General features: G+C 67.7%; 16 protein-coding genes. 9 read left to right on the top strand and 7 right to left on the bottom strand.

Features of this window, described 5'->3' with window-relative positions; all coding sequences use genetic code 11:
• Window positions 1-3,271: S41 family peptidase (locus tag ACXJKR_RS06575; protein ID WP_457321740.1), on the top strand; the 3,271-nt coding region annotated here is incomplete at its 5' end.
• 45 nt (window positions 3,272-3,316) lie between these two features.
• Here ACXJKR_RS06575 and ACXJKR_RS06580 read toward each other — a convergent pair.
• Together ACXJKR_RS06580 and tyrS are read right to left on the bottom strand one after the other, a co-directional pair.
• The gene (locus tag ACXJKR_RS06580) at window positions 3,317-3,793 is read right to left on the bottom strand and encodes a DUF6622 family protein (protein WP_056203177.1); all 477 of its coding nucleotides are present in this window, start codon (window positions 3,791-3,793) and stop codon (window positions 3,317-3,319) included.
• Between the two features lie 135 nt (window positions 3,794-3,928).
• Window positions 3,929-5,155 (bottom strand): tyrosine--tRNA ligase, encoded by a 1,227-nt coding sequence (gene tyrS / locus ACXJKR_RS06585; protein ID WP_056203175.1) that lies wholly within the window; start codon window positions 5,153-5,155, stop codon window positions 3,929-3,931.
• Window positions 5,156-5,391: 236 nt separating this feature from the next.
• On the opposite strand from tyrS, the gene ACXJKR_RS06590 reads away from it, so the two are divergent.
• Both ACXJKR_RS06590 and ACXJKR_RS06595 read left to right on the top strand, forming a co-directional pair.
• Window positions 5,392-6,777, top strand: coding sequence for a peptidoglycan DD-metalloendopeptidase family protein (locus ACXJKR_RS06590; protein WP_457321743.1), 1,386 nt, complete (start codon window positions 5,392-5,394; stop codon window positions 6,775-6,777).
• On the top strand, window positions 6,755-7,870 hold the full coding sequence (locus ACXJKR_RS06595) for an anhydro-N-acetylmuramic acid kinase (RefSeq protein WP_457321745.1): 1,116 nt from the start codon (window positions 6,755-6,757) through the stop codon (window positions 7,868-7,870). The genes ACXJKR_RS06590 and ACXJKR_RS06595 overlap by 23 nt, the downstream gene beginning before the upstream one ends.
• A gap of 10 nt (window positions 7,871-7,880) precedes the next feature.
• Here the strand turns inward: ACXJKR_RS06595 and mdtD are convergent, their stop codons facing one another.
• The 4 genes from mdtD to rplM form a co-directional block, all read right to left on the bottom strand.
• Window positions 7,881-9,326, bottom strand: coding sequence for a multidrug transporter subunit MdtD (gene mdtD / locus ACXJKR_RS06600; protein WP_056203167.1), 1,446 nt, complete (start codon window positions 9,324-9,326; stop codon window positions 7,881-7,883).
• A gap of 58 nt (window positions 9,327-9,384) precedes the next feature.
• Entirely contained in the window at window positions 9,385-9,750 is a 366-nt protein-coding gene (erpA, locus tag ACXJKR_RS06605; protein ID WP_056203164.1) for an iron-sulfur cluster insertion protein ErpA, read from the bottom strand.
• 99 nt (window positions 9,751-9,849) lie between these two features.
• The gene (rpsI, locus tag ACXJKR_RS06610) at window positions 9,850-10,242 is read right to left on the bottom strand and encodes a 30S ribosomal protein S9 (protein ID WP_056203161.1); all 393 of its coding nucleotides are present in this window, start codon (window positions 10,240-10,242) and stop codon (window positions 9,850-9,852) included.
• A 9-nt stretch (window positions 10,243-10,251) separates the two neighbouring features.
• Window positions 10,252-10,680, bottom strand: a complete 429-nt coding sequence (rplM, locus tag ACXJKR_RS06615; RefSeq protein WP_056203159.1) for a 50S ribosomal protein L13 — start codon at window positions 10,678-10,680, stop codon at window positions 10,252-10,254.
• A gap of 213 nt (window positions 10,681-10,893) precedes the next feature.
• On the opposite strand from rplM, the gene ACXJKR_RS06620 reads away from it, so the two are divergent.
• The 3 genes from ACXJKR_RS06620 to ACXJKR_RS06630 all read left to right on the top strand — a co-directional run bounded on the left by ACXJKR_RS06620 (window position 10,894) and on the right by ACXJKR_RS06630 (window position 13,787).
• Window positions 10,894-11,691, top strand: coding sequence for an N-acetyltransferase family protein (locus tag ACXJKR_RS06620; RefSeq protein ID WP_457321748.1), 798 nt, complete (start codon window positions 10,894-10,896; stop codon window positions 11,689-11,691).
• A 159-nt stretch (window positions 11,692-11,850) separates the two neighbouring features.
• A complete protein-coding gene (locus tag ACXJKR_RS06625; RefSeq protein ID WP_056203154.1) occupies window positions 11,851-12,717 on the top strand; it encodes a DUF2726 domain-containing protein in 867 nt (288 codons plus the stop codon).
• 23 nt (window positions 12,718-12,740) lie between these two features.
• On the top strand, window positions 12,741-13,787 hold the full coding sequence (locus tag ACXJKR_RS06630) for a serine/threonine protein kinase (protein WP_056203151.1): 1,047 nt from the start codon (window positions 12,741-12,743) through the stop codon (window positions 13,785-13,787).
• Between the two features lie 5 nt (window positions 13,788-13,792).
• Here ACXJKR_RS06630 and ACXJKR_RS06635 read toward each other — a convergent pair whose 3' ends face one another.
• Window positions 13,793-14,173: a VOC family protein gene (locus ACXJKR_RS06635; RefSeq protein WP_457321751.1), complete on the bottom strand. Its 381-nt coding sequence runs from the start codon at window positions 14,171-14,173 to the stop codon at window positions 13,793-13,795.
• A gap of 176 nt (window positions 14,174-14,349) precedes the next feature.
• On the opposite strand from ACXJKR_RS06635, the gene ACXJKR_RS06640 reads away from it, so the two are divergent.
• The 3 genes from ACXJKR_RS06640 to ACXJKR_RS06650 are packed head-to-tail and all read left to right on the top strand — an operon-like array spanning window position 14,350 to window position 19,851.
• On the top strand, window positions 14,350-15,168 hold the full coding sequence (locus ACXJKR_RS06640) for a translesion DNA synthesis-associated protein ImuA (protein WP_457321753.1): 819 nt from the start codon (window positions 14,350-14,352) through the stop codon (window positions 15,166-15,168).
• On the top strand, window positions 15,137-16,513 hold the full coding sequence (locus ACXJKR_RS06645; RefSeq protein ID WP_457321755.1) for a Y-family DNA polymerase: 1,377 nt from the start codon (window positions 15,137-15,139) through the stop codon (window positions 16,511-16,513). Before ACXJKR_RS06640 ends, ACXJKR_RS06645 begins: the two co-directional genes overlap by 32 nt.
• Complete coding sequence (locus ACXJKR_RS06650) at window positions 16,510-19,851, top strand: error-prone DNA polymerase (RefSeq protein ID WP_457321757.1); 3,342 nt, start codon at window positions 16,510-16,512, stop codon at window positions 19,849-19,851. Before ACXJKR_RS06645 ends, ACXJKR_RS06650 begins: the two co-directional genes overlap by 4 nt.
• Window positions 19,852-20,247: the final 396 nt, after the last annotated feature.

Here is a 20,247-nt window from a genome sequence, read left to right on the forward strand (position 1 = left end):
CGGCTTCTATCGCCAGCCCACACTGCGTGGCGATGCCGTCTATCTCGTCGCCGAGGGCGACCTCTGGCGCGTCGGCACGCAGGGCGGCGAAGCCCAGCGGCTGACCACGCACAACGGCCAGGAGACCCAGCCCGCCGTGTCGCCCGATGGGCAATGGCTGGCCTTCACGGCGCAGTACGACGGCGGCACCGAGATCTACCTGATGCCGGTGGCCGGCGGCCCGCCGAAGCGCCTGACCTGGGAAGGCGGCGGCATGCGCGTCTGGGGCTTCACGGCCGCCGGCGAAGTCCTCTACACCGGCTTGGACGCCCGTCCCGGCAGTCAGCTTTTCGCCATCGACGTGAAGACTGGCCAGCGCCGCCAGCTGCCCGTCGGCCAGGCCAGCGACGCCGCGCTGAGCGCCGATGGCAAGACGCTCTATTTCACGCGCAGCGGCCTGCGCAGCGACAACGCCCGACAGTACCGCGGCGGCGCCATCGCGCGGCTGTGGTCGCTGGACTTGACGGACAAGGCCGAAGCAAAACCGCTGATCGCCGAGGGCAACAACGATCGCCGTCCCCTGCCCTACCGCGTCGGTGGCGCGGAGCGCGTCGCCTTCCTGTCGGACCGCGAAGGCACGGTCAACATCTGGTCGGTCAATGCCCAAGGCGGTGACATGCGCCAGCACACCACGCACAAGGGCTGGGACATCCGCCACGCATCCGTCGACGGCAGCCGTGTCGTCTATGCAGTGGGCGCGGACCTCTACCTCGTCGACCTCGCGCAGAGCGCGGGCGCGAAGAAGCTCGACATCAGCCTGGGCGGCGACTTCGACCAGCAGCGCGAGCGCTGGATCAAGAAGCCGCAGGACTTCCTGACCGACACATCCTTCGCCCCCAATGGCGAGCGCGTGCTGCTGGCCGCGCGCGGTCACCTCGCGACGCAGGGCGYGCAGCAGCTGCGCCGCGCTGAGCTGCCGCTGCCGGCCGACGGCAGCTGCAAGAAGGGTGAATTCAGCAGCGACAACAAGAGCGTCTTCGCCGTCTGCGACTTCAGCGGCGAGACCGAGATCTGGCGCTTCGCGGCCAATGGCACGGGTCAACCCGAACGCATCACCAGCGGCGCAACGACGCAGCGCCGCGACCTGCTCCCTTCGCCCGACGGCCGCTGGCTGGCGCATACCGACAAGGAAGGCGGCATCTGGCTGACCGACCTGAAGGCCAAGACAACACGCGAGATCGCTCGCAGCGCCCTTGGCGACGCGCCGCAGCTGCAGGGCTGGAGTCCCGATGGCCAGGCCCTGGCCTGGACGCTGTCGCTGCGCCATGCCGACCGCAGCCAGCTGCAGCTCTACAGCACGGCCGATGGCCGCACCCACACGCTGACCAGCGACCGCTACGACAGCGACAGCGCCACCTTCAGCCCGGACGGGCAATGGCTGTACTTCGCGTCCAACCGCAACTTCGCGACGACGGGCAATGGCAGCACATGGGGCGACCGCAACACCGGGCCGTTCTTCGGCTTTCGCGCCAAGCTCTACGCGCTGGCCCTGCAGCCGGGCCTGCGCTCGCCGTTCGCGGCCAAGGACGAGCTGGAGTCGGTCACCGAGAAGAAGGCCGACGAGCAGCGCGCCGAGGACAAGAAGGCCACCGACAAGGAGCCGACCGAGCGCAAGCCTGATCCAAAGGACGACAAGAAGCCAGCCGCCGAGAAGAAGGGCAAGCCCGCCATCGTTTTCGAAGGCCTGGCCGAGCGCCTCCACGAGCTGCCCGTGACCGCCGGCAGCTACCGCGCGCTGCGCGCGGATGGCAAGCGCCTGTGGTTCCTGGATCGTGATCTGGACGGAAAAAGCCAGCTCAAGTCGGTTGGCATCGACAACCAGGGCGGCCCGGCCGAGATCCTGGCCAGCGACGTGCGCAACTACGACATCAGCGCCGACGGCAAGAAGCTGATGCTGGTGCGCAACCAGCCCGCGGGTGCGGCGCCGGAAATCCTCGTCGTCGACGCGGCGCCCAAGCTGCCGGCTGAACTCGCCAAGCTGCAAGTGCGCTGGACCGACTGGCAGATCGCCACGCAGCCGCGCGCCGAGTGGAAGCAGATGTTCGCCGACGCCTGGCGCCTGCACCGCGACCACTTCTACGACGTCAAGATGCACGGCGTGGACTGGGTGGCGGTGCGCGCCAAATACGAGCCACTGGTGGACCRTGTGACCGACCGCTTCGAGCTCGCCGAGCTGATGGCGCAGATGGTCAGCGAACTGGGCGCCCTGCACAGCCAGATCGGCGCCGGCGACACGCGGCTCGCGCCCGACGAGCCTGGCCTCGCGGGCCTCGGTGGGCGCTTCTCGCGCGCACCGGAGGGCTGGCGCATCGATGCGATCTATGCGCATGAGCAGGAGTTGCCATCCGAGGCACCGCCGCTGGCCGCGCCCGGTCTCAACCTGCAAGTGGGTGACGTCATCACGACCGTCAATGGCCGCCCCAGCGCCAGCGCGCCGCACATCCTGGAGCTGCTGCGCGGCCAGGCCGGCCGCCAGGTGCTGCTGGAGGTGAAACAGGCCAGCGGCAAGACGGTGCAGCGCATCGTCACGCCGGTGGCGCAGACGCGCGAAAACCAGCTGCGCTACAACGACTGGCGCGTCAGCCGCGCCCGCGCCGTGGAGCAGTCGGCCCAGGGCCGCATCGGCTACGTGCATCTGCGCGCGATGGGCGCGGCCGACATCGCCGATTTCGTGCGCGAGTTCTACGCTGCCAGCGACCGCGACGGCCTCATCATCGACGTGCGCTACAACAATGGCGGCAACATCGACAGCTGGATCCTGGAAAAGCTGCTGCGCCGCGCCTGGGCCTTCTGGCAACCGCGCTCGCCAGGCGGCGCACCGGTCTACGCCAACATGCAGAACGTCTACCGCGGCCACACGGTGGTGTTGATGAACGAAGACACCTACAGCGACGGCGAGACCTTCGCCGAGGGCTTCAAGCGCCTCAAGCTGGGCCCCGTCATTGGCAAGCGCAGCTCGGGGGCGGGCGTGTGGCTGTCGGACCAGAACCGCCTGATCGACAACGGCATCATGCGGGCCGCCGAGACGGGGCAGATCGACGCCGAGGGCCGCTTCCTGATCGAGGGCATCGGCGTGACGCCGGACATCGAGGTCGACAACCCGCCGCGCGCAACGGCCATGGGCCAGGACGCGCAGCTGGATGCGGCGCTGGCCGATCTGAAGCGCCGGATTGCCGAGCAGCCGGTCCAGGTGGTGAAGCCGGGACCGTATCTGCGGCCGGTCAAGCCGTGAAAGCAAAGGGAGGCCGCGGCCTCCCTTTTTCATGGGCTTGAGAGATCAAGCGGCGCGGACGAAGCGATGCACCGCCGTGGCCCGGGCCGCGAAGGCACCGCTGAACAGACCCAGGATCGCGCTCACCGCGGCGATGAACCAGAGCTCCTGCAGCACATGGGCGCCCATGCCGTTGGCGAAGCCCAGGCCGAACTTGGTCATGAAGATGCCGAGCATCAGGCCCAGCGGCACCCAGCTGCCGGGCATGCGCACGGCGGCGCCTTCCTTGGCCAGGCCGCGCGGTGCAAACAGCGGGCCACCGATGAAGACGGCAGCTGCAAAGGCCGTCGCCCAGGCCAGCACGGGAACCATGTGTGCGCCGAAGGCCGTCGTGACGCCATACAGCGACAGGGCCAGCATGGCCAGGGCGACCTTGGCGAGCATGCCGGGCTGGACGACACGGTCACGCGACTGGCGGTAGCCCAGCATGACGAGGCCGGCCAGGACGGCGAAGGGCCAGAAGGGGATGGAAGAAGCAGTCATTGGCGGCATCCGGTGGGTGTTGCGATGCCTGGACTGTGCGGATGCCTCGCCCTTRGGGCCAACGGCTTGCGACGAATGGACAGCGCGCGGCGGGAATCGCCAGCGAACGGTGGCGAACGGCCGCCCGCCGGGCGCTCAGCTCAGCACGACCCGCGCGAACTTGCGCTTGCCCACCTGCAGCACATGCTCGCCGGCGTCAAGCTTCAGCCCCTTGTCGGCGATGACTTCGCCGGCCCGGCGCACGCCGCCCTGCTCGACCATGCGCAGGCCTTCGCCTGTCGATGCGACAAGGCCGGCCCCCTTCAACACCTGGGCGATGCCCATGGGCGCGCCGCTCAACTGAACTTCAGGAATCTCGTCAGGAATGCCACCGCGGGCGCGATTGTTGAAGTCGGCTTCGGCCGCGTCCGCCGCCGCCGCGCTGTGGAAGCGCGCCGTGATCTCCTTGGCCAGCATGACCTTGGCGTCCTTCGGGTTGCGGCCACCCTCGACCTCGGCCTTCAGCGCGGCGATCTCGGCCAGGGACTTGAAGGACAGCAGCTCGAACCACTTCCACATCTGTACGTCGCTGATCGACAGGATCTTGGCGAACATCGTGTTCGGCGCTTCCGTGATGCCGATGTAGTTGTTCTTGGACTTGGACATCTTCTCGACGCCGTCCAGCCCCTCCAGCAGCGGCATGGTCAGGATGCACTGCGGCTCCTGGCCGTATTCCTGCTGCAGGTGGCGGCCCATCAGCAGGTTGAACTTCTGGTCGGTGCCGCCCAGCTCCAGGTCGCTCTTCAGCGCCACCGAGTCATAGCCCTGCATCAGCGGGTAGAGGAACTCGTGCACCGAGATCGGCGTCTGGGCCGCGAAGCGCTTGGTGAAGTCGTCGCGCTCCATCATGCGGGCGACCGTGTACTTGCTCGCCAGCTGGATCATGCCGGCCGCGCCCAGCGGCTCGCTCCACTCGGAGTTGTAGCGAATCTCGGTGCGCGCCGGGTCCAGCACCAGCCTGGCCTGGGCGTAATAGGTCTCGGCGTTGGCCTGGATCTGTTCCTTGGTCAGCGGCGGACGAGTGGCGTTGCGGCCGGACGGATCGCCAATCAGCGAGGTGAAGTCGCCGATCAGGAAGATGACCTGGTGACCCAGGTCCTGCAATTGGCGCATCTTGTTCAAGACAACCGTGTGACCGACGTGGATGTCGGGCGCCGTCGGGTCCAGGCCCAGCTTGATACGCAGCGGCACACCGGTGGCGGCGGAGCGGGCCAGCTTCTTCGTCCACTCGGCCTCCGGCAGCAACTCGTCCACGCCGCGGCGCGTGACGGCCAGGGCTTCGAGGACAGCATCGGTGATGGGGAATTGCGGAGCGTCGGACATGGCGCATCGGCGCCCGGCAGCAAGCCGGGCGAAACGTTAAGTTATTGATCCATCGGGGTTAACCGGCATGCCAGGTAGGACAAAGCCGTTAGAATTCACCCTTCGTTTGGGGGTGTTGTTTCAACACAACCAATCCAGGGATTTTAAGGGCCGCCCACGAGCGGCCTCAGCGCTGAACCGGCTCGGCCGGGATTGCCCCAGCGACAACCCCGGGAATACCGAGAGTGACAGCGAGAGTGACTGTTAAGAACCGCCTGAAGCAAGTCCAAGCCAGCCTGCAGCATGCCGAGGCCTTTGCCGCCCGGCATCCGCGTGCGCTGACGGCCACCGTCGTCGGCCTGCTGAGTTGCTTCGCCGTGACCGCCTTCGGCATCGCGCCGCTGGCCCCTGACGCCGCCGAGCTTCCCAAGCGCACGTTGGTCGAGACCCTGGCCACGCCCGATGTGGAGAGTCAGCTCGAGGAGCTGGCCACGCACGCCGTCGGCCTGACCCGCGCCGAAGCCACCCGCTCCAGCGATACCCCTGACAGCCTGCTCAAGCGTGCCGGCGCCTTCGACCCGGCCGCCGCGGCCTTCCTGCGCACTGACCCGCTGGGCCGGCGCGTGCTGCAGGGCCGCGCCGGCAAGATGGTCCACCTGACAGCCGACGCCTCCGGCCAGGTGCAGAAGATCGTCATGCGCTTCCCGGCCGAAAAGGTCGAGCAGCAAGCAAGTCATTTCACCCGGTTGACGATCGAGCGCGTCGGCGGCCGCTTCACCGCCCGCACCGAAACGGCACCGCTGCAGGCCCAGGTGGCCTTGGGCAGCGGCACCATCCGCACCTCGCTGTTCGCCGCTACCGACGACGCCAACATCCCCGACGCCATCGCTTCGCAGATGGCCGACATGTTCTCGGGCGACATCGACTTCCACCGCGAGCTGCGCAAGGGCGACCGCTTCAGCATCGTCTACGAGACGCTGACCGCCGACGGCGAGCCGGTCCCGTGGGACGGCGGCGTGGGTCGACTGCTGGCCGGCGAGTTCACGAACAACGGCCGCACCTACTCGGCCGTCTATTTCAAGGACAACGCCACCGGCAAGAGCAGCTTCTTCGGCTTTGACGGTACGAGCAAGCGTCGCGCCTTCCTGGCCAGCCCGATGGAGTTCTCGCGCATCACCAGCGGCTTCGCGATGCGCTTCCATCCCATCATGCAGACTTGGCGCCAGCACAACGGTGTCGACTACGGTGCGCCGACCGGCACGGCCGTGCGGTCGGTGGGCGATGGCACGGTCGAAATGGCCGGCTGGCAGAACGGCTTTGGCAATGTCGTGCAGGTGCGCCACGCCGGCGACCGCAGCACGGTCTACGCGCACCTGAGCCGCATTGACGTCAAGAAGGGCCAGCGCATCGAACAGGGCATGAAGCTCGGTGCCGTCGGCTCGACCGGCTGGGCCACCGGCCCGCACCTGCACTTCGAGTTTCGCGTCGGCGGCCGCCACATGGACCCACGCACCATCGCTCGCGCCTCCGAGGCGATCACGCTGCCGAACTACGCCAAGTCGCAGTTCCTGCAGACCGTCGCCAGCGTCAAGACCCAACTGGCCGTGGCCGAGACCATGGATGGCGTCTCAGCCGCCGACTGAGCTCCGTCAGCTCTACATCGGGCTGATGTCGGGCACCTCGCTCGACGGCATTGATGGCGTCCTCTTCGACGCCGATGCGCTGGCCGTCACCGGCCATGTGCATGCCCCCTTCTCCCACGCGCTGCGCGACGAGTTGTTGGCACTGAACGCACCTGGCGGTAACGAGCTGCATCGCGCCGCCTTGGCTGCCAATGCGGTAGCCCGTGCCTATGCCGACGTCGTCTCGCAGTTGCTTGAAGCCACGGGCGTTCCACGCAAGCAGATTGCGGCGATGGGCGCTCATGGCCAGACGGTGCGCCACCGCCCGGACGGCTTCGACGGCTACACGACGCAACTGCTGAACGGCGCCCTGCTGGCCGAGCAGGTCGGCATTGACGTCATCTGCGACCTGCGCAGCCGCGATGTGGCCGCGGGCGGCCAGGGCGCGCCACTGGTGCCGGCCTTCCACCGCGCCGTCTTCGGTGCAGCGCAGGCGGACGTGGCAGTGCTCAATCTCGGCGGCATCAGCAACCTCAGCCTGCTGCATGCCGACGGCCGCACCGGCGGCTTCGACTGCGGCCCGGCCAACTGCCTGATGGATGGCTGGATCGCCCGACATCGCGGCTTGGCCTATGACGCCGACGGCGCCTGGGCCGCGACGGGCAAGGTGCTTCCCGAACTGTTGGCGGCATTGCGGGCCGAACCCTGGTTCGCATTACCGCCGCCCAAGAGCACGGGGCGCGATCTCTTCCATCTGCGCTGGTTGGACGCGAAGCTGGCGCCCAGTCTCGCGCCGGAGGATGTGCAGGCGACGCTGCTGGAGCTCAGCGCTCGCTGCGTGTCCGACGCCCTGCACACCACCATGCCACAGGCCAAGCACTTGATCGCCTGCGGTGGCGGCGCCCTGAACGGCACGCTGATGGGCCGCCTGGCGGCGCTGCTGCCCGGCGTGGCCGTGCAGACCAGCGCCGCGCACGGCCTGCCGGTCGACCAGGTCGAAGCGGCGGCCTTCGCCTGGCTGGCCCGGTGCTTTGTCCAGCGCCGGCCGGGCAATCTGCCTGCCGTCACCGGCGCAGCAGGMACGCGCCTGCTGGGGGCACTCTACCCCGCCTGACAGCGCGGGCTCAGCCCGGTTCGGGCGGGTCCTGCTGCTTGATCGCCAGCGCCACGTGGCTGTCGCCCGATTCGAGCTGGCCGAAGATGCCAGCCGAGGCCATCGTGATCAGGGCCATGCAGACAAAGGTGGCGCGAAAGGCCTGCAGCGTCTGCACACCGTCCATGCCGAAGTGCGCTGTGAAGGCCGCCAGCACCGCGCCCGCCGCGGCCACACCCATGCCCATGGCCAGCATCTGCACCATGGACAGCAGGCTGTTGCCACTGCTCGCGTTGTCGGGCTCGAGATCCTTCAGCGTCAGCGTGTTCATCGCGGTGAACTGCATCGAGTTGACGGCGCCAAAGAGTGCCAGTTGCACGACAGTCACCACCAGCGGCTGCCCAGGCGTGGCGAAGCCGAAGCTCGCCATCGTCAGCCCGACCAGCAAGGTGTTGACGACCAGCACACGCCGGTAGCCGTGGCGCCGGATGAGCGGTGTCGTCACGCGCTTCATCGACATGCTGGCCAGGGCCACGGGCAACATCATCATGCCGGCCTGGGCGGGCGAATAGCCCATGGTCACCTGCAGCAGCAGCGGGATCAGGAAGGGCATGCAGGAGCTGCCCAGGCGCGAGAACAGATTGCCGAGCAGGCCGATGCGCAGCGCACCGATGCGAAACAGCCGGGGCGAAAACAGCGGGTCGGGCCGGCGCAGGGCATGCAGCCAGTAGGTCGTCAGGCTGGCCAGCCCGAAGATCATCAACATCAGTACCGAAGCCTGGCGCAAGCCCAGGCCCGACAGGCCGTCCAGCGCCAGCGAGACCGCGGCCATGCCGAAGGCCAGCAGCAGATAGCCCGTCAGATCAAAGCGCCCGACCGCGACCGGCGCAGGTGCTGGCATGTAGCGCAACGTGGCCAAGGCGCCGATGAGGCCGACCGGCAGGTTGATCAGAAAGATCCAGTGCCAGGACGCCGCCTGCACCAGCCAGCCGCCCAGCGTTGGGCCGATCAGCGGGCCGACCAAGCCGGGAATGGCAACGAAGCTCATCGCCTGCAGGAAGCGCTCGCGCGGGAAGGTGCGCAGCACGACCAGGCGTCCGACCGGCAGCAGCAGCGCGCCACCAGCGCCTTGCACGACACGCGCGGCGACCAGGGCGTCCAGGCTGGGCGCCAACGCGCACAGCACCGAGCCGATCACGAAGAGGACGATTGCGCCGACGTAGATGCGGCGCGTGCCGAAGCGGTCCGCCACCCAGCCCGTGGCCGGGATCAGCATGGCCATCGTCAGCGAATAGGCGACGACGACGGACTGCATGCGCAGCGGGCTTTCGCCCAGGCTGCGCGCCATTGCCGGCAGCGCCGTGTTGACGATGGTGGCGTCCAGCGTCTGCATGAAGAAGCCGAGGGCCACCAGCCACAGCAGCATGCGCTGCTTGCGTTCCTGATCCATGTCGGGAGACGGCAAGGGAGGTGCCATGGGTCGGCAATGAAAAAGCCGCCCGGAGGCGGCTTGTCAGCGAGGGTTGAGCGAAGGCTCAGACCGAGAAGGAGGAGCCGCAGCCGCAGGTCGTCGTGGCGTTCGGGTTCTTGATGACGAACTGGGCGCCCTGCAGGTCTTCCTTGTAGTCGATCTCGGCACCCATCAGGTATTGCAGGCTCATCGAGTCGATCAGCAGCGTGACGCCATTCTTCTGCATCTGCGTGTCGTCGTCGTTGACGGCCTCGTCGAAGGTGAAGCCGTACTGGAAGCCGGAGCAACCACCACCCTGCACGAAAACGCGCAGCTTCAGGTCCGGGTTGCCTTCCTCGGCCACCAGGTCGCGCACCTTGTCGGCGGCGCTGTCGGTGAACACCAGGGGCACGGGAATGTCAGTGACGGGGGTATCAAGCACGGCGCTCATGGCGAGGCTCCTGTGAATCTGTCCAGAGACGAATATGGGGATTGTCCGCGCAAAAACAAAAGGCCGCTCGAAGCGGCCTTTTGTGTCCAAGCGCAGCAATTAACGCTTGCTGAACTGCTTCCTGCGACGGGCGCCGTGCAGACCGACCTTCTTACGCTCGACTTCACGCGCGTCACGCGTGACGAAGCCGGCGCGGCTCAGTTCGGGCTTCAGGGCTGCGTCGTAGTCGATCAGCGCGCGGGTGATGCCCAGGCGCAGGGCGCCGGCTTGACCCGATTCGCCACCACCGTGCACGTTCACCTTGATGTCGAAGGCTTCACCATTGTTCGTCAGCAGCAGGGGCTGCTTGGCGATCATGATGGACGTCTGACGACCAAAGTAAGCGTCGATGGCCTTGCCATTGACGATGATCTGGCCCGTGCCCTTCTTCATGAAGACGCGAGCGACCGACGACTTGCGACGGCCCGTACCGTAATTCCAGTTTCCGATCATGGCCGTTCCTTAGATCTCGAGAGCCTTGGGCTGCTGGGCGGTATGCGGGTGCGTCGGGCCTGCGTAGACCTTCAGCTTCTTGACCATGGCGTAACCGAGCGGGCCCTTGGGCAGCATGCCCTTGACGGCCTTTTCCAGCGCGCGGCCGGGGTGCTTGGCTTGCATGTCCTTGAACTTCGTGGCGTAGATGCCGCCGGGGAAGCCGCTGTGACGGTAGTACACCTTGTCGGTGGCCTTGTTGCCCGTGACACGGAGCTTTTCGGCATTGACGATGACGATGAAATCACCGGTATCCACGTGAGGCGTGTAAATGGCCTTGTGCTTGCCGCGCAAACGGAGTGCCACTTCGCTGGCAACACGTCCGAGCACCTTGTCGGTGGCGTCAATCACAAACCACTCGTGCGTCACTTCGGCCGGCTTGGCGCTGAAGGTCTTCATGAGAGTGCTTTCGCTGCGCCGGCTTCAAACTGCTGAAACCGGCAATAGATGGCTGAACTTCGACCGGTCTCGGTGCTTGTGTCTGATGCACAGCCTCTCAACACGGCTCTTTCCCGCAGCCTTTTGACGGAAAAGCCCACGAGTGTAGCAGTGCGGCCGATGGTTTGAAAAGGACCGAGGCGTTAACCTTGCCATACCTTTGCAGTGCCCGCCATGCCCAAGCCCCCGTCCGCCGCCTCTCCTCCCCTCGCCGAAGCCGCGGCGGGCGAGGGCCATGAGCTGTCGGCCTTCGGCCTCGACCCGATTGCGCCGGCAGCCGCCCCGGCCGAACCGGCAGGCCCTCTGGCCAAGGCCCGGGCTGCATTGGAGCTCCTTTCCACCTGGGTGCCAATTCGCTCACTCGCGCGCCGCCACCGCCATCGCATCATTGACCACCTGCTGGCGCTGGAGCCGCAGGACCGTTACTTGCGCTTCGGGTACCCGGCTTCGGACGAGCAGATTCGCAAATACGCCCTCAGCATCGACTTTGCCCGCGACGARGTGCTGGGCATCTTCAACCGCCGCCTGCACCTGATCGCCCTGGCCCATCTGGCCTATGGGCAACCGATGCCGGGTGAGCCCAGCCGCACGATGGCCGAGTTCGGCGTCTCCGTGCTGCCGCAGTCGCGCGGCCGGGGCCTGGGACGGCGGCTTTTCGACGCCGCGGGCTTGCATGCCCGCAACCGGGGTATCGACACCCTGTTCATCCACGCATTGAGCGAAAACCGGCCCATGCTGCGCATTGCGGCGGCGGCCGGCGCCATCGTCGAGCGCGACGGCAGCGAATCCGCGGCCTATCTGCGCCTGCCACCCGAATCATTCAGCTCCCAGGTCGAGCAGGCACTGGAGCGGCATCTGGGCGAGCTGGATTTCCAGTTCAAGCGCCAGGCTCAAGTGCTGAGTGGATTTGTCGACAGCGTTGCCGAGGTCAAAGCCCATTTCGAATCTCCCGGCCGCGCTGCCAAGGAATAAATGACGGGCCAACGGCCGTTTTCCCAGGCATGCTCCCCCTCAGGCCCGGGGGAATCGGGACTAGCGAGTAATTCCTTTTAGGGACGTTGCGCTACATTGCCCGACCATTGCGCCGCGAGAAAACAAGGTCGGCGTCATCCGCCGAAATCCCTTCAGGGTATGCCGTACGCCATCTATTGGATCGCCGCGCTGGCTGTTTGCGTCCTGGGTCTGGCCATCAGCCTGATCTGGGCGCTGCGCCGACCTGCGTACGCCAATAAAGGCTTGCCGGCGGAGTGGTCACTCACGGCGCGGCCTGTATTCACGACCGACGAGCGCCGTGTCTTCCGGCTGCTGCGCGAGGCCCTGCCCCACCACGTCGTGCTGTCCAAGCTGCCGCTGGTGCGGTTTTGCCAGCCGACCGAGGCCAAGGAAGTGCGCTACTGGTTCGATCTGCTCGGCGCCTCGCATGTGACCTTCGCTGTCTGCAGCCCCAATGGTCGCGTGCTGGCCGCCATCGACCTCGAGGGCGAGCGCGGCGTTACGCCGCGCAGCCTGCAGATCAAGCATGCCGTGCTCTCCGCCTGCCGCGTGCGTTATTTGCGCTGCGCGATGGACCAGTTGCCCAGCGTCGCCGAGCTGCAGCTTTTGGTGCCCCAGAGCAGCAATTCACGCGGCCCGCTYCCCGCACCGGCAGCCACATCGACGCCGCCGCGCCGCCGCATGGGCAGCAGCGAGGACGAATTCGGCAGCGACTGGGGGCAGTTCTCCCAGCCTCTGCCGCTGTGGCAGGACGCTGGCGTCTTCAGTGGCGGCAATGACGGCTATGGGGACCGAGAGCGCGACCGCCATCCGCGCATGCCGGCCCAGCCCGCCGCGCCGCATCCACAGCGCCGTCTGTCCTCACGCAACCTCGACCCGGCGCGCTACAACCCGCGCAATCTGCCGGTGCTCGATGACGCCGACGAGGAGGCCATGATGGACGACATCGTCGGCGTCGTCGTCGATGCGCCGCGCTACGCCACCCAGCGTCCCCGTCGGAGTTGATTGCAACCGGCGACACTCGCCGGATGCATGACGCGACCCCTGATCTCAGTTTCGGCGACCTGACGCCGGAGTTCATGCTCGACGCCCTGGACGCCGCCGGCCTGCGTGCCGACGGCCGGCTGCTGCAGCTCAACTCCTTCGAGAACCGCGTGCTGATGCTGCACCTGGAGGACGGCGGCGCGGCTGTCGCCAAGTTCTACCGCCCGGCGCGCTGGAGCGATGCGCAGATCCTGGAAGAACACGATTTCGCCACCGAGCTCGCCGCCGCCGAGGTGCCCGTCGCGGCGCCGTGGACGCTGGAGGGCGGTTCCACCCTTTTCCACTATCAGGGCCAGCGCCTGGCCGTCACGCCGCGCCAGGGTGGGCGCGGGCCGGAGCTGGAAGACCCCGAAGTGCTGCGCTGGATCGGCCGGCTACTGGCTCGCCTGCACGGCGTCGGCCGCCAAAAGCCCTTTGCCGAACGCCTGGCCTGGGCCAGCGCCGCGCCCGCCCAGGCCGCACGCGATTGGCTGATGGGCAACGACGCCATCCCGCCCGAGATCGCACCCGCCTGGGACGAGGCCGCACGCCGCTGCATTGATGCCATCCAGGCCGCCTTTGACAGCCTGCCCGACCTGCAGTTGACACGCCTGCATGGCGACTGCCATCCCGGCAACATCCTCTGGACGCCTGACCGCGGGCCGCACTTCGTCGACCTCGACGACGCCGTCAATGGCCCGGTGGTGCAGGACCTGTGGATGCTGTTGCCCGGCGAGCCCGATGCTGCACGCAGCCTGCTCAACGCCGTGCTCGATGGCTACGAGCAGATCGCCGAATTCGATGATCGCGAACTGCGTCTGATCGAACCGTTGCGAACAATGCGCATGATCCACCACAGCGCCTGGCTGGCTCGCCGCTGGGGCGACCCGGCCTTCCCTCTCGCCTTCCCCTGGTTTGGCACGCCCAACTATTGGCTGGACCAAGTGGCCAAGCTGAGGGAACAGCTGGAAGCGATGCGGCCCAAGGGCAGCACCCCGACGCTGGCCCGTGACGAGGACGAGGTCAACTTCGATGGCGACGGCTTCGCCTGATTCGCTCAGGGCAGTGGGCTCGTCAACACCACGGCATAGCCATCGGGGTCGCGCAGCCAGAACYCCCAGTTGCCGTTCTGGCTCCAGCGCTTCGGCCTGACGACGTCGACATCCAGCGCTGTCGCCCGCTCCACGGCGGCGTCGAAGTCAGCCAGCTCGAACCACAGCAGCACGCCGTTGCCATAGGGGCGCAACTCGACGTCGCCAAGAGGCCCATGATCGTGATCGACCTCCCAGCGGTGCAACTGCAGCAGCAAATGGCCGTCGGGCGCGTTCAGGCGTTCGTATTCGTCGCCGCCGTGGCCGCTGTGGCACCCCAGCAAGCGCTGATACCAGCGGCTGCTGGCGGGCACGTCATGGACGCAGATCAGCGGGACGAGTTGCATGGCGGCTCTCCAGGAACGCCGTGAAATGCTAGCGCCAAGGTGGGGTCGATTGCCAGAAAATACTGGATATCCATACAGTCTTATGATCTCATTCAAGCTCCGGATTCTTCCCCCGACCTGCCTGTTTCCTGGCCATGTTGTCCGCTTCTCTCGCCTCCTGCGTCCCTTGCGCTGCCTTGCGGCCCCCGCTCGTCCCCCTGCCGCTGGACGACGCCCGGCTGCAGGGGCGGCTGTGGCGCGGCAGCAGCCTGAGCACCGCCGCCGACCCGACGCTGGCCAGTGGCTTTGCGGCGCTGGACGCCGAGCTGCCCGGCGGCGGCTGGCCGCTGCGAGCCGTCACCGAGCTGCTGACGCCGCAGCCCGGCGTGCTGGAGTGGCGGCTGCTGGCGCCGGCGCTGAGCGGCTGGTGGGCGGCCCAGGCCCTGCCGGCGGCCGCTCCCGGCCGTCGCGGACGCGTGGTCACGTCGGCGCTGCGTTCGCTGCTGCTCATCAACCCGCCCCACACGCCCCATCTGCCGGGCCTGCAGGCCCTGGGCCTGCCACCCTCGGCACTGATCTGGGTGGAGGCCAGCACGCCGGCTCAAGCGCTCTGGGCCGCCGAGCAGGCCATCAAGTCGCGCGTGGCCGTGCTGGCCTGGCTGCCCGAGGCGCGGCCGGAGCAGATCCGGCGCCTGCAGGTCAATGCGCTGAGTTCCGATGCGCCGGCCTTCCTGATGCGGCCGGAGCGCGTGCAGCAGCAGTCCTCGGCCGCGCCGCTGCGCCTGATCGTGCAGCCGGGCGAGGGCTGGGACCTGGCCGTGCACCTGCTCAAGCGCCGCGGGCCCGCGCACGAGGGCTGGCTTGAACTGCCCGCCGTGCCCGGCGCGGTGGAACCGCTGCTGACTGCCGCCAAGCGCAAGCCCCTGCCTGCCCCCATGCCGGAGCCCGCGCCGGCTCCGGCCAGCCCTCCGATGGAGCGCCCTCATGCGCTGGCTCGCCCTGTGCTGCAGGCCTGATGCCCAAGGCAACGCCGGGCCGCCCCAAGTTGCCTTGACCCCCTCGGGGGGCGGGCAGGGCGCAGCCCTGCCCTGGGGGTCAACAGGTCATATTGGCGATGTTGACGCCCTCGGCTGGCTGGCGCTGAGCTTCACGCCGCGCGTTGCGCGGCTGGAGGAAGCGGTGGTGGCCGAGGTGTCGGCCAGCCTGCGGCTGTTCCGCGGCGCACGGGCGTTGCGGCAGCGGCTGCAGACGCAGGCAACACAAGCCGGCTTGGCCCTGGGCGACATGGCCTGGGCGCCGACAGCGCTGGGCGCCTTGGCACTGGCGCGTTGCAGCGACATCAATCCTGGCCGCCTGAGCGAGCGCCTGGACGCGCTGCCGTTATCGGCACTGAGCGCCGCCCAAGCCCATCACGCCATGCTGGCCCGCCTGGGCTGCACGCGCCTGGGCGAGCTGCGCCGGCTGCCTCGCCCGGCACTGGCCAAGCGCTTTGGCCCGGCGCTGCTGACGGCGCTGGACCAGGCCTATGGCGACCTGCCCGAGATGCACAGCTGGCTGACCCTGCCCGATCGCTTCGACGCCCGGCTGGAGCTGCCCTACCGCGTCGAGCACGCGCCCGTGCTGCTGCACTTTGCTGAAACCCTGCTGCGCCAGCTCTGCGCCTTCCTCGCCGCCCGCCATGCCGGTGTGCGTGCGCTGCGACTGGCCTGGCAGCACGACGCGATGCGCCCCCGCGACGTGGCCGACAGCGGCGAGCTGACCGTGGCCACGGCGGACACGACGCGCGATCTGAGGCGGCTTACAAGGCTGCTGTCCGAACACCTGGGCCGCATGACACTGGCCGCGCCAGCCGGCGAAATCCGCCTCAGCGCCGATACCGTGCTGCCGCTGGAGGAAGGCAGCAGCAGCCTGTTGCCCGGCCCCGCCGATCCGCAGGAGCGCACGACGACGAATGCGCTGCTGGAGCGGTTGTCGGTGCGCCTGGGCGCCGACCATGTGCGCGAAGGCCGGCTGCGCGAAGACCATCGGCTGGCCGAAATGCAGCGCTGGCAGCCTTGGCCAGCACCGCCTTCCGTAGCTGTGCGCTCTCCACCAGGGCCGCAGCCGACCTGGCTCGTCGAGCCACCACAGCCACTGCGCTGCGATGCGCAGGAACAACCGCTGTACGCCGGGCCGCTGGCGCGAGTCAGCGGCCCGCACCGCATCGAGGCCGGGTGGTGGGAGGGCCGCGGCGGCCTGCAGACGCGCGACTACTTCGTCTACCGCAGCGCCGCGCGCGGGTTGCTGTGGGTCTATCACGAGCGCCTGCCGGACGCGGCAACGGCCACATCGGGATGGTTCCTGCATGGGGTCTTCGCATGACGCCGCCGATGTCGGACCGCGACGAGCGGCTGGCGATGCTGCGCGAGCAGGGAATCGCCTCGGAAGCCGACCTGCGCCGCGCCGCCGATGGGTGGCAACGGGCCCAGCCCGGCTCGCGCACCGACGTGCCGCGGTATGCCGAGCTGCACTGCCTGTCGGCCTTCAGCTTCCTGCGTGGCGCGTCCGAGCCGGCCGAACTGGTGGAGCGTGCCTGCGACCTGGGCTACGAAGCGCTGGCCATCACCGACGAATGCTCGCTGGCGGGCGTCGTGCGCGCGCACAAGCAATTGCGGGAGATGCGCGAGGCAGCGCACCACGCCCTGAAAGAGGTTGCACGCGAGGCGGGCCAGACCGAAGACGACATTGCGCAACCGCAGCTGATGCAGTTGCTGATCGGCAGCGAGTTCCTTGTGCGCGACGACACCGGCACGCCGCGCTTCAAGCTCGTGCTGCTGGCGCAGAACCTCAACGGCTACGGCAATCTCAGCCAGTTCATCACCCGGCTGCGGCGTGCCAGCCCGGTCAAAGGCGAGTACACGCTGCACTGGCGCCAGATCTCACCCGAGAAACTGTCCGACTGCCTGGCCCTGCTCGTGCTGCCGCGCGAGGCCCCAGATGCCGAGCTGGCGCCGGCGGCGCATTGGGTGCTGCGCCATTTCGCCGGCCGCGCCTGGATCGCCGTCGAGCTGCTGCGCGAGGCCAGCGATGCGCTGTGGCTGCAGCGGCTGCAGGCGCTGTCCGAGGAGACGGCGCTGCCGCTGGTTGCCGCCGGTGACGTGCACTTCCACGTGCGCTCGCGCAAGGCGCTGCAGGACGTGATGACGGCCACGTGCCTGGGCCGCACGGTGGCCGAGTGCGGTTTCGACCTGCAGCCCAACGCCGAGCGCCATCTGCGCAGCCGCTACCGGATCTCGCAGATCTATCCGCAAGCGTTGATGCGAGAGACGACGCAGGTGGCGGCTCGCTGCACGTTCAGCCTCAACGAGATCAGCTACCGCTACCCCAGCGAGGTCGTGCCTGCCGGTCGCACGCCGCGCCAGCACCTGCGCGATCTGACCTATGCCRGTGCTTACAAGCGCTGGCCAGAAGCCAAGGGCGGTGTGCCCGACAAATTCAAGCGCCGCATCGAGGACGAACTGGAACTGATCGAGGAGCTGGCGTACGAACACTACTTCCTGACCGTTGCCGATGTGGTCGACTTCGCGCGCAGCATCGGCATCCTCTGCCAGGGTCGCGGCTCGGCCGCCAACAGCGTGGTCTGCTACTGCCTGCACGTCACATCGGTGGACCCCGACCGCAGCACGCTGCTGTTCGAGCGCTTCATCAGCCGCGAGCGCAACGAACCGCCGGACATCGACGTCGACTTCGAGCATGAGCGCCGCGAGGAGGTCATCCAGCACCTCTACAAGAAATACGGCCGCGACCGTGCCGCACTGACGGCCGTCGTCATCTGCTACCGGCCCAAAAGCGCGATCCGGGATGTCGGCAAGGCGCTGGGCTTCAGCGAGGCGCAGCTCGAAGTGATGAGCAATGACCACAGCGGCTGGTCCACCCAGGTGCTGCCCGAAGAACACCGCCTCGAGCTGCTGCAGCAGCTTGGCTTGCCGGACGACGATCCCCGGCTTCAGCAACTCATCACTCTGGGCCGCCAGCTCAACGGGCTGCCCCGCCACCTCTCCCAGCACGTGGGCGGCTTCGTGCTGACGCAAGGCTCGCTCGAGCGCCTCGTTCCCATCGAGAACGCGACGATGAAGGACCGCAGCGTCATCGAGTGGGACAAGGACGACATCGACGAGCTGAAGATGATGAAGGTCGATGTGCTCGCCCTRGGCATGCTCAGCGCCATCCGGCGTTGCTTCGATCTCGTCAACCCGATGCGCGGCACGGCCATCGACCTGACCATCCCCGACAACGACACCGCCACCTACGACATGATCTGCAAGGCCGACACCATCGGTGTGTTCCAGATCGAGTCACGCGCGCAGATGTCGATGTTGCCGCGCTTGCGGCCGCGGACCTACTACGACTTGGTAGTCGAGGTCGCCATCGTGCGCCCTGGCCCCATCGAAGGCGGCATGGTGCATCCCTACCTGAAGAACCGCGCCCTGCCCGAAGACCAGGTCGAATACCCCAGCGAAGCCCTGAAGGAAGCTCTCTGGCGCACCCGCGGCGTGCCCATCTTCCAGGAGCAGGTCATGCAGGTGGCCATGATCGCCGCGGGCTTCAGCGCCGGCGAAGCCGATGAACTGCGCCGTGCCATGGCCGCGTGGAAGCGCCCCGGCGTGCTGGAGAAGTACTACGACAAGGTCGTCAAGGGCATGCGAGAACGAGGTTATGAGGACGCGTTTGCCGAGCGCATCTTCAGCCAGATCAAGGGCTTCTCCTCCTACGGCTTCCCCGAGTCCCATGCCGCCAGCTTCGCGCTGCTGACCTATGTCAGCTCCTGGCTCAAATGCCACGAGCCCGCAGCCTTCCTGTGCGCGCTGCTGAACTCGCAACCGCTGGGCTTCTACACGCCCAGCCAGCTCATTCAGGATGCGCGCCGGCACGAGGTCGAGGTGCGCGCCATCGACGTGAACCACAGCAACAAGGACAGCACGCTGGAGCCCCGACCGGGCGAGCACCAACCCGCCGTGCGGCTGGGCCTGCGCCTCGTCGGCGGCCTGGGCGACGAGGCGGCCGAGCGCATCGAGCAGGCTCGCGCTCGCGACGGCGAATTCGCCCACCCGCAGGACCTGGCCTTCCGAGCCCGCCTGACGCAGCAAGACATGCAACAGCTCGCCGCCGCCGATGCACTGACGTCGCTGGCCGGCCATCGCCGCCAGCAGGTCTGGCAGGCCTCGGCCCTGCATGCCATGCCGGAGCTGCTGCAGGGCAGCCTGTTGCCCGAGGACGACCTCGAACTGCCCGCCGCCGCCGAGGGCGAGGAGGTGCTGTGGGACTACGCCGCCACCGGCCTGACGCTGCGCCGCCACCCGCTGGCCCTGCTGCGCCCACGCCTGTCCAAGCAAGGGCTGCTCAGCGCCCAGCAGCTCGACGCCGTCAAGAGCGGCCGCCGCGCCAAGGCCTGCGGCATCGTCACCGGGCGGCAGAAGCCGCAGACGGCCAAGGGCACCCTGTTCGTCACGCTGGAGGACGAGACCGGCAACGTGCAGGTCATCGTCTGGCCCAAGGTCTATGAAGAGCACCGCAGCGCCATCCTCGGCGCACGGCTGCTGGCCGTGGAAGGCGTCTGGCAGCGCGGCGACGGCGATGTGCGCCACCTGCTGGCGCAGGGCTTCACCAACCTCAACCCGCTGCTGGGCCGGTTGCCGACGGAGAGTCGGGACTTCAAGTGAGCCAAACCGAGCAAGTTCCGCTTCTGAACACCGGGCCGCACAGGGGCCCACCATGACCGCCACTTCGGGCCGCTGCCAAGTGCGCACTGCGCACTGGATGCAGCAGCCAGTAATGAGCGGAGGAGCGAAGCCCTGCGTCCTAATGGGCCCAATCGGTCAGAAATTTCAATCCACTCCCATAAGACGGGCGCACAGCCAGTATCTCATTCGCGACATACCCTTACGGAAATCTGCTCTAATTATTCTGAAAAATCAGTCCCCAATCCGGAGGGCCAGCGATGAAGACCCCGCAAAACCGTCGCATCCTGTTGGTGGATGACATGCCTGCAATCCACGAGGATTTTCGAAAGATCCTCATGCCGCAAGCGCCGGAACACGCGCAACTCAGCGCCGTGG

The sequence above is a fragment of the Roseateles sp. P5_E11 genome, from assembly GCF_054049355.1.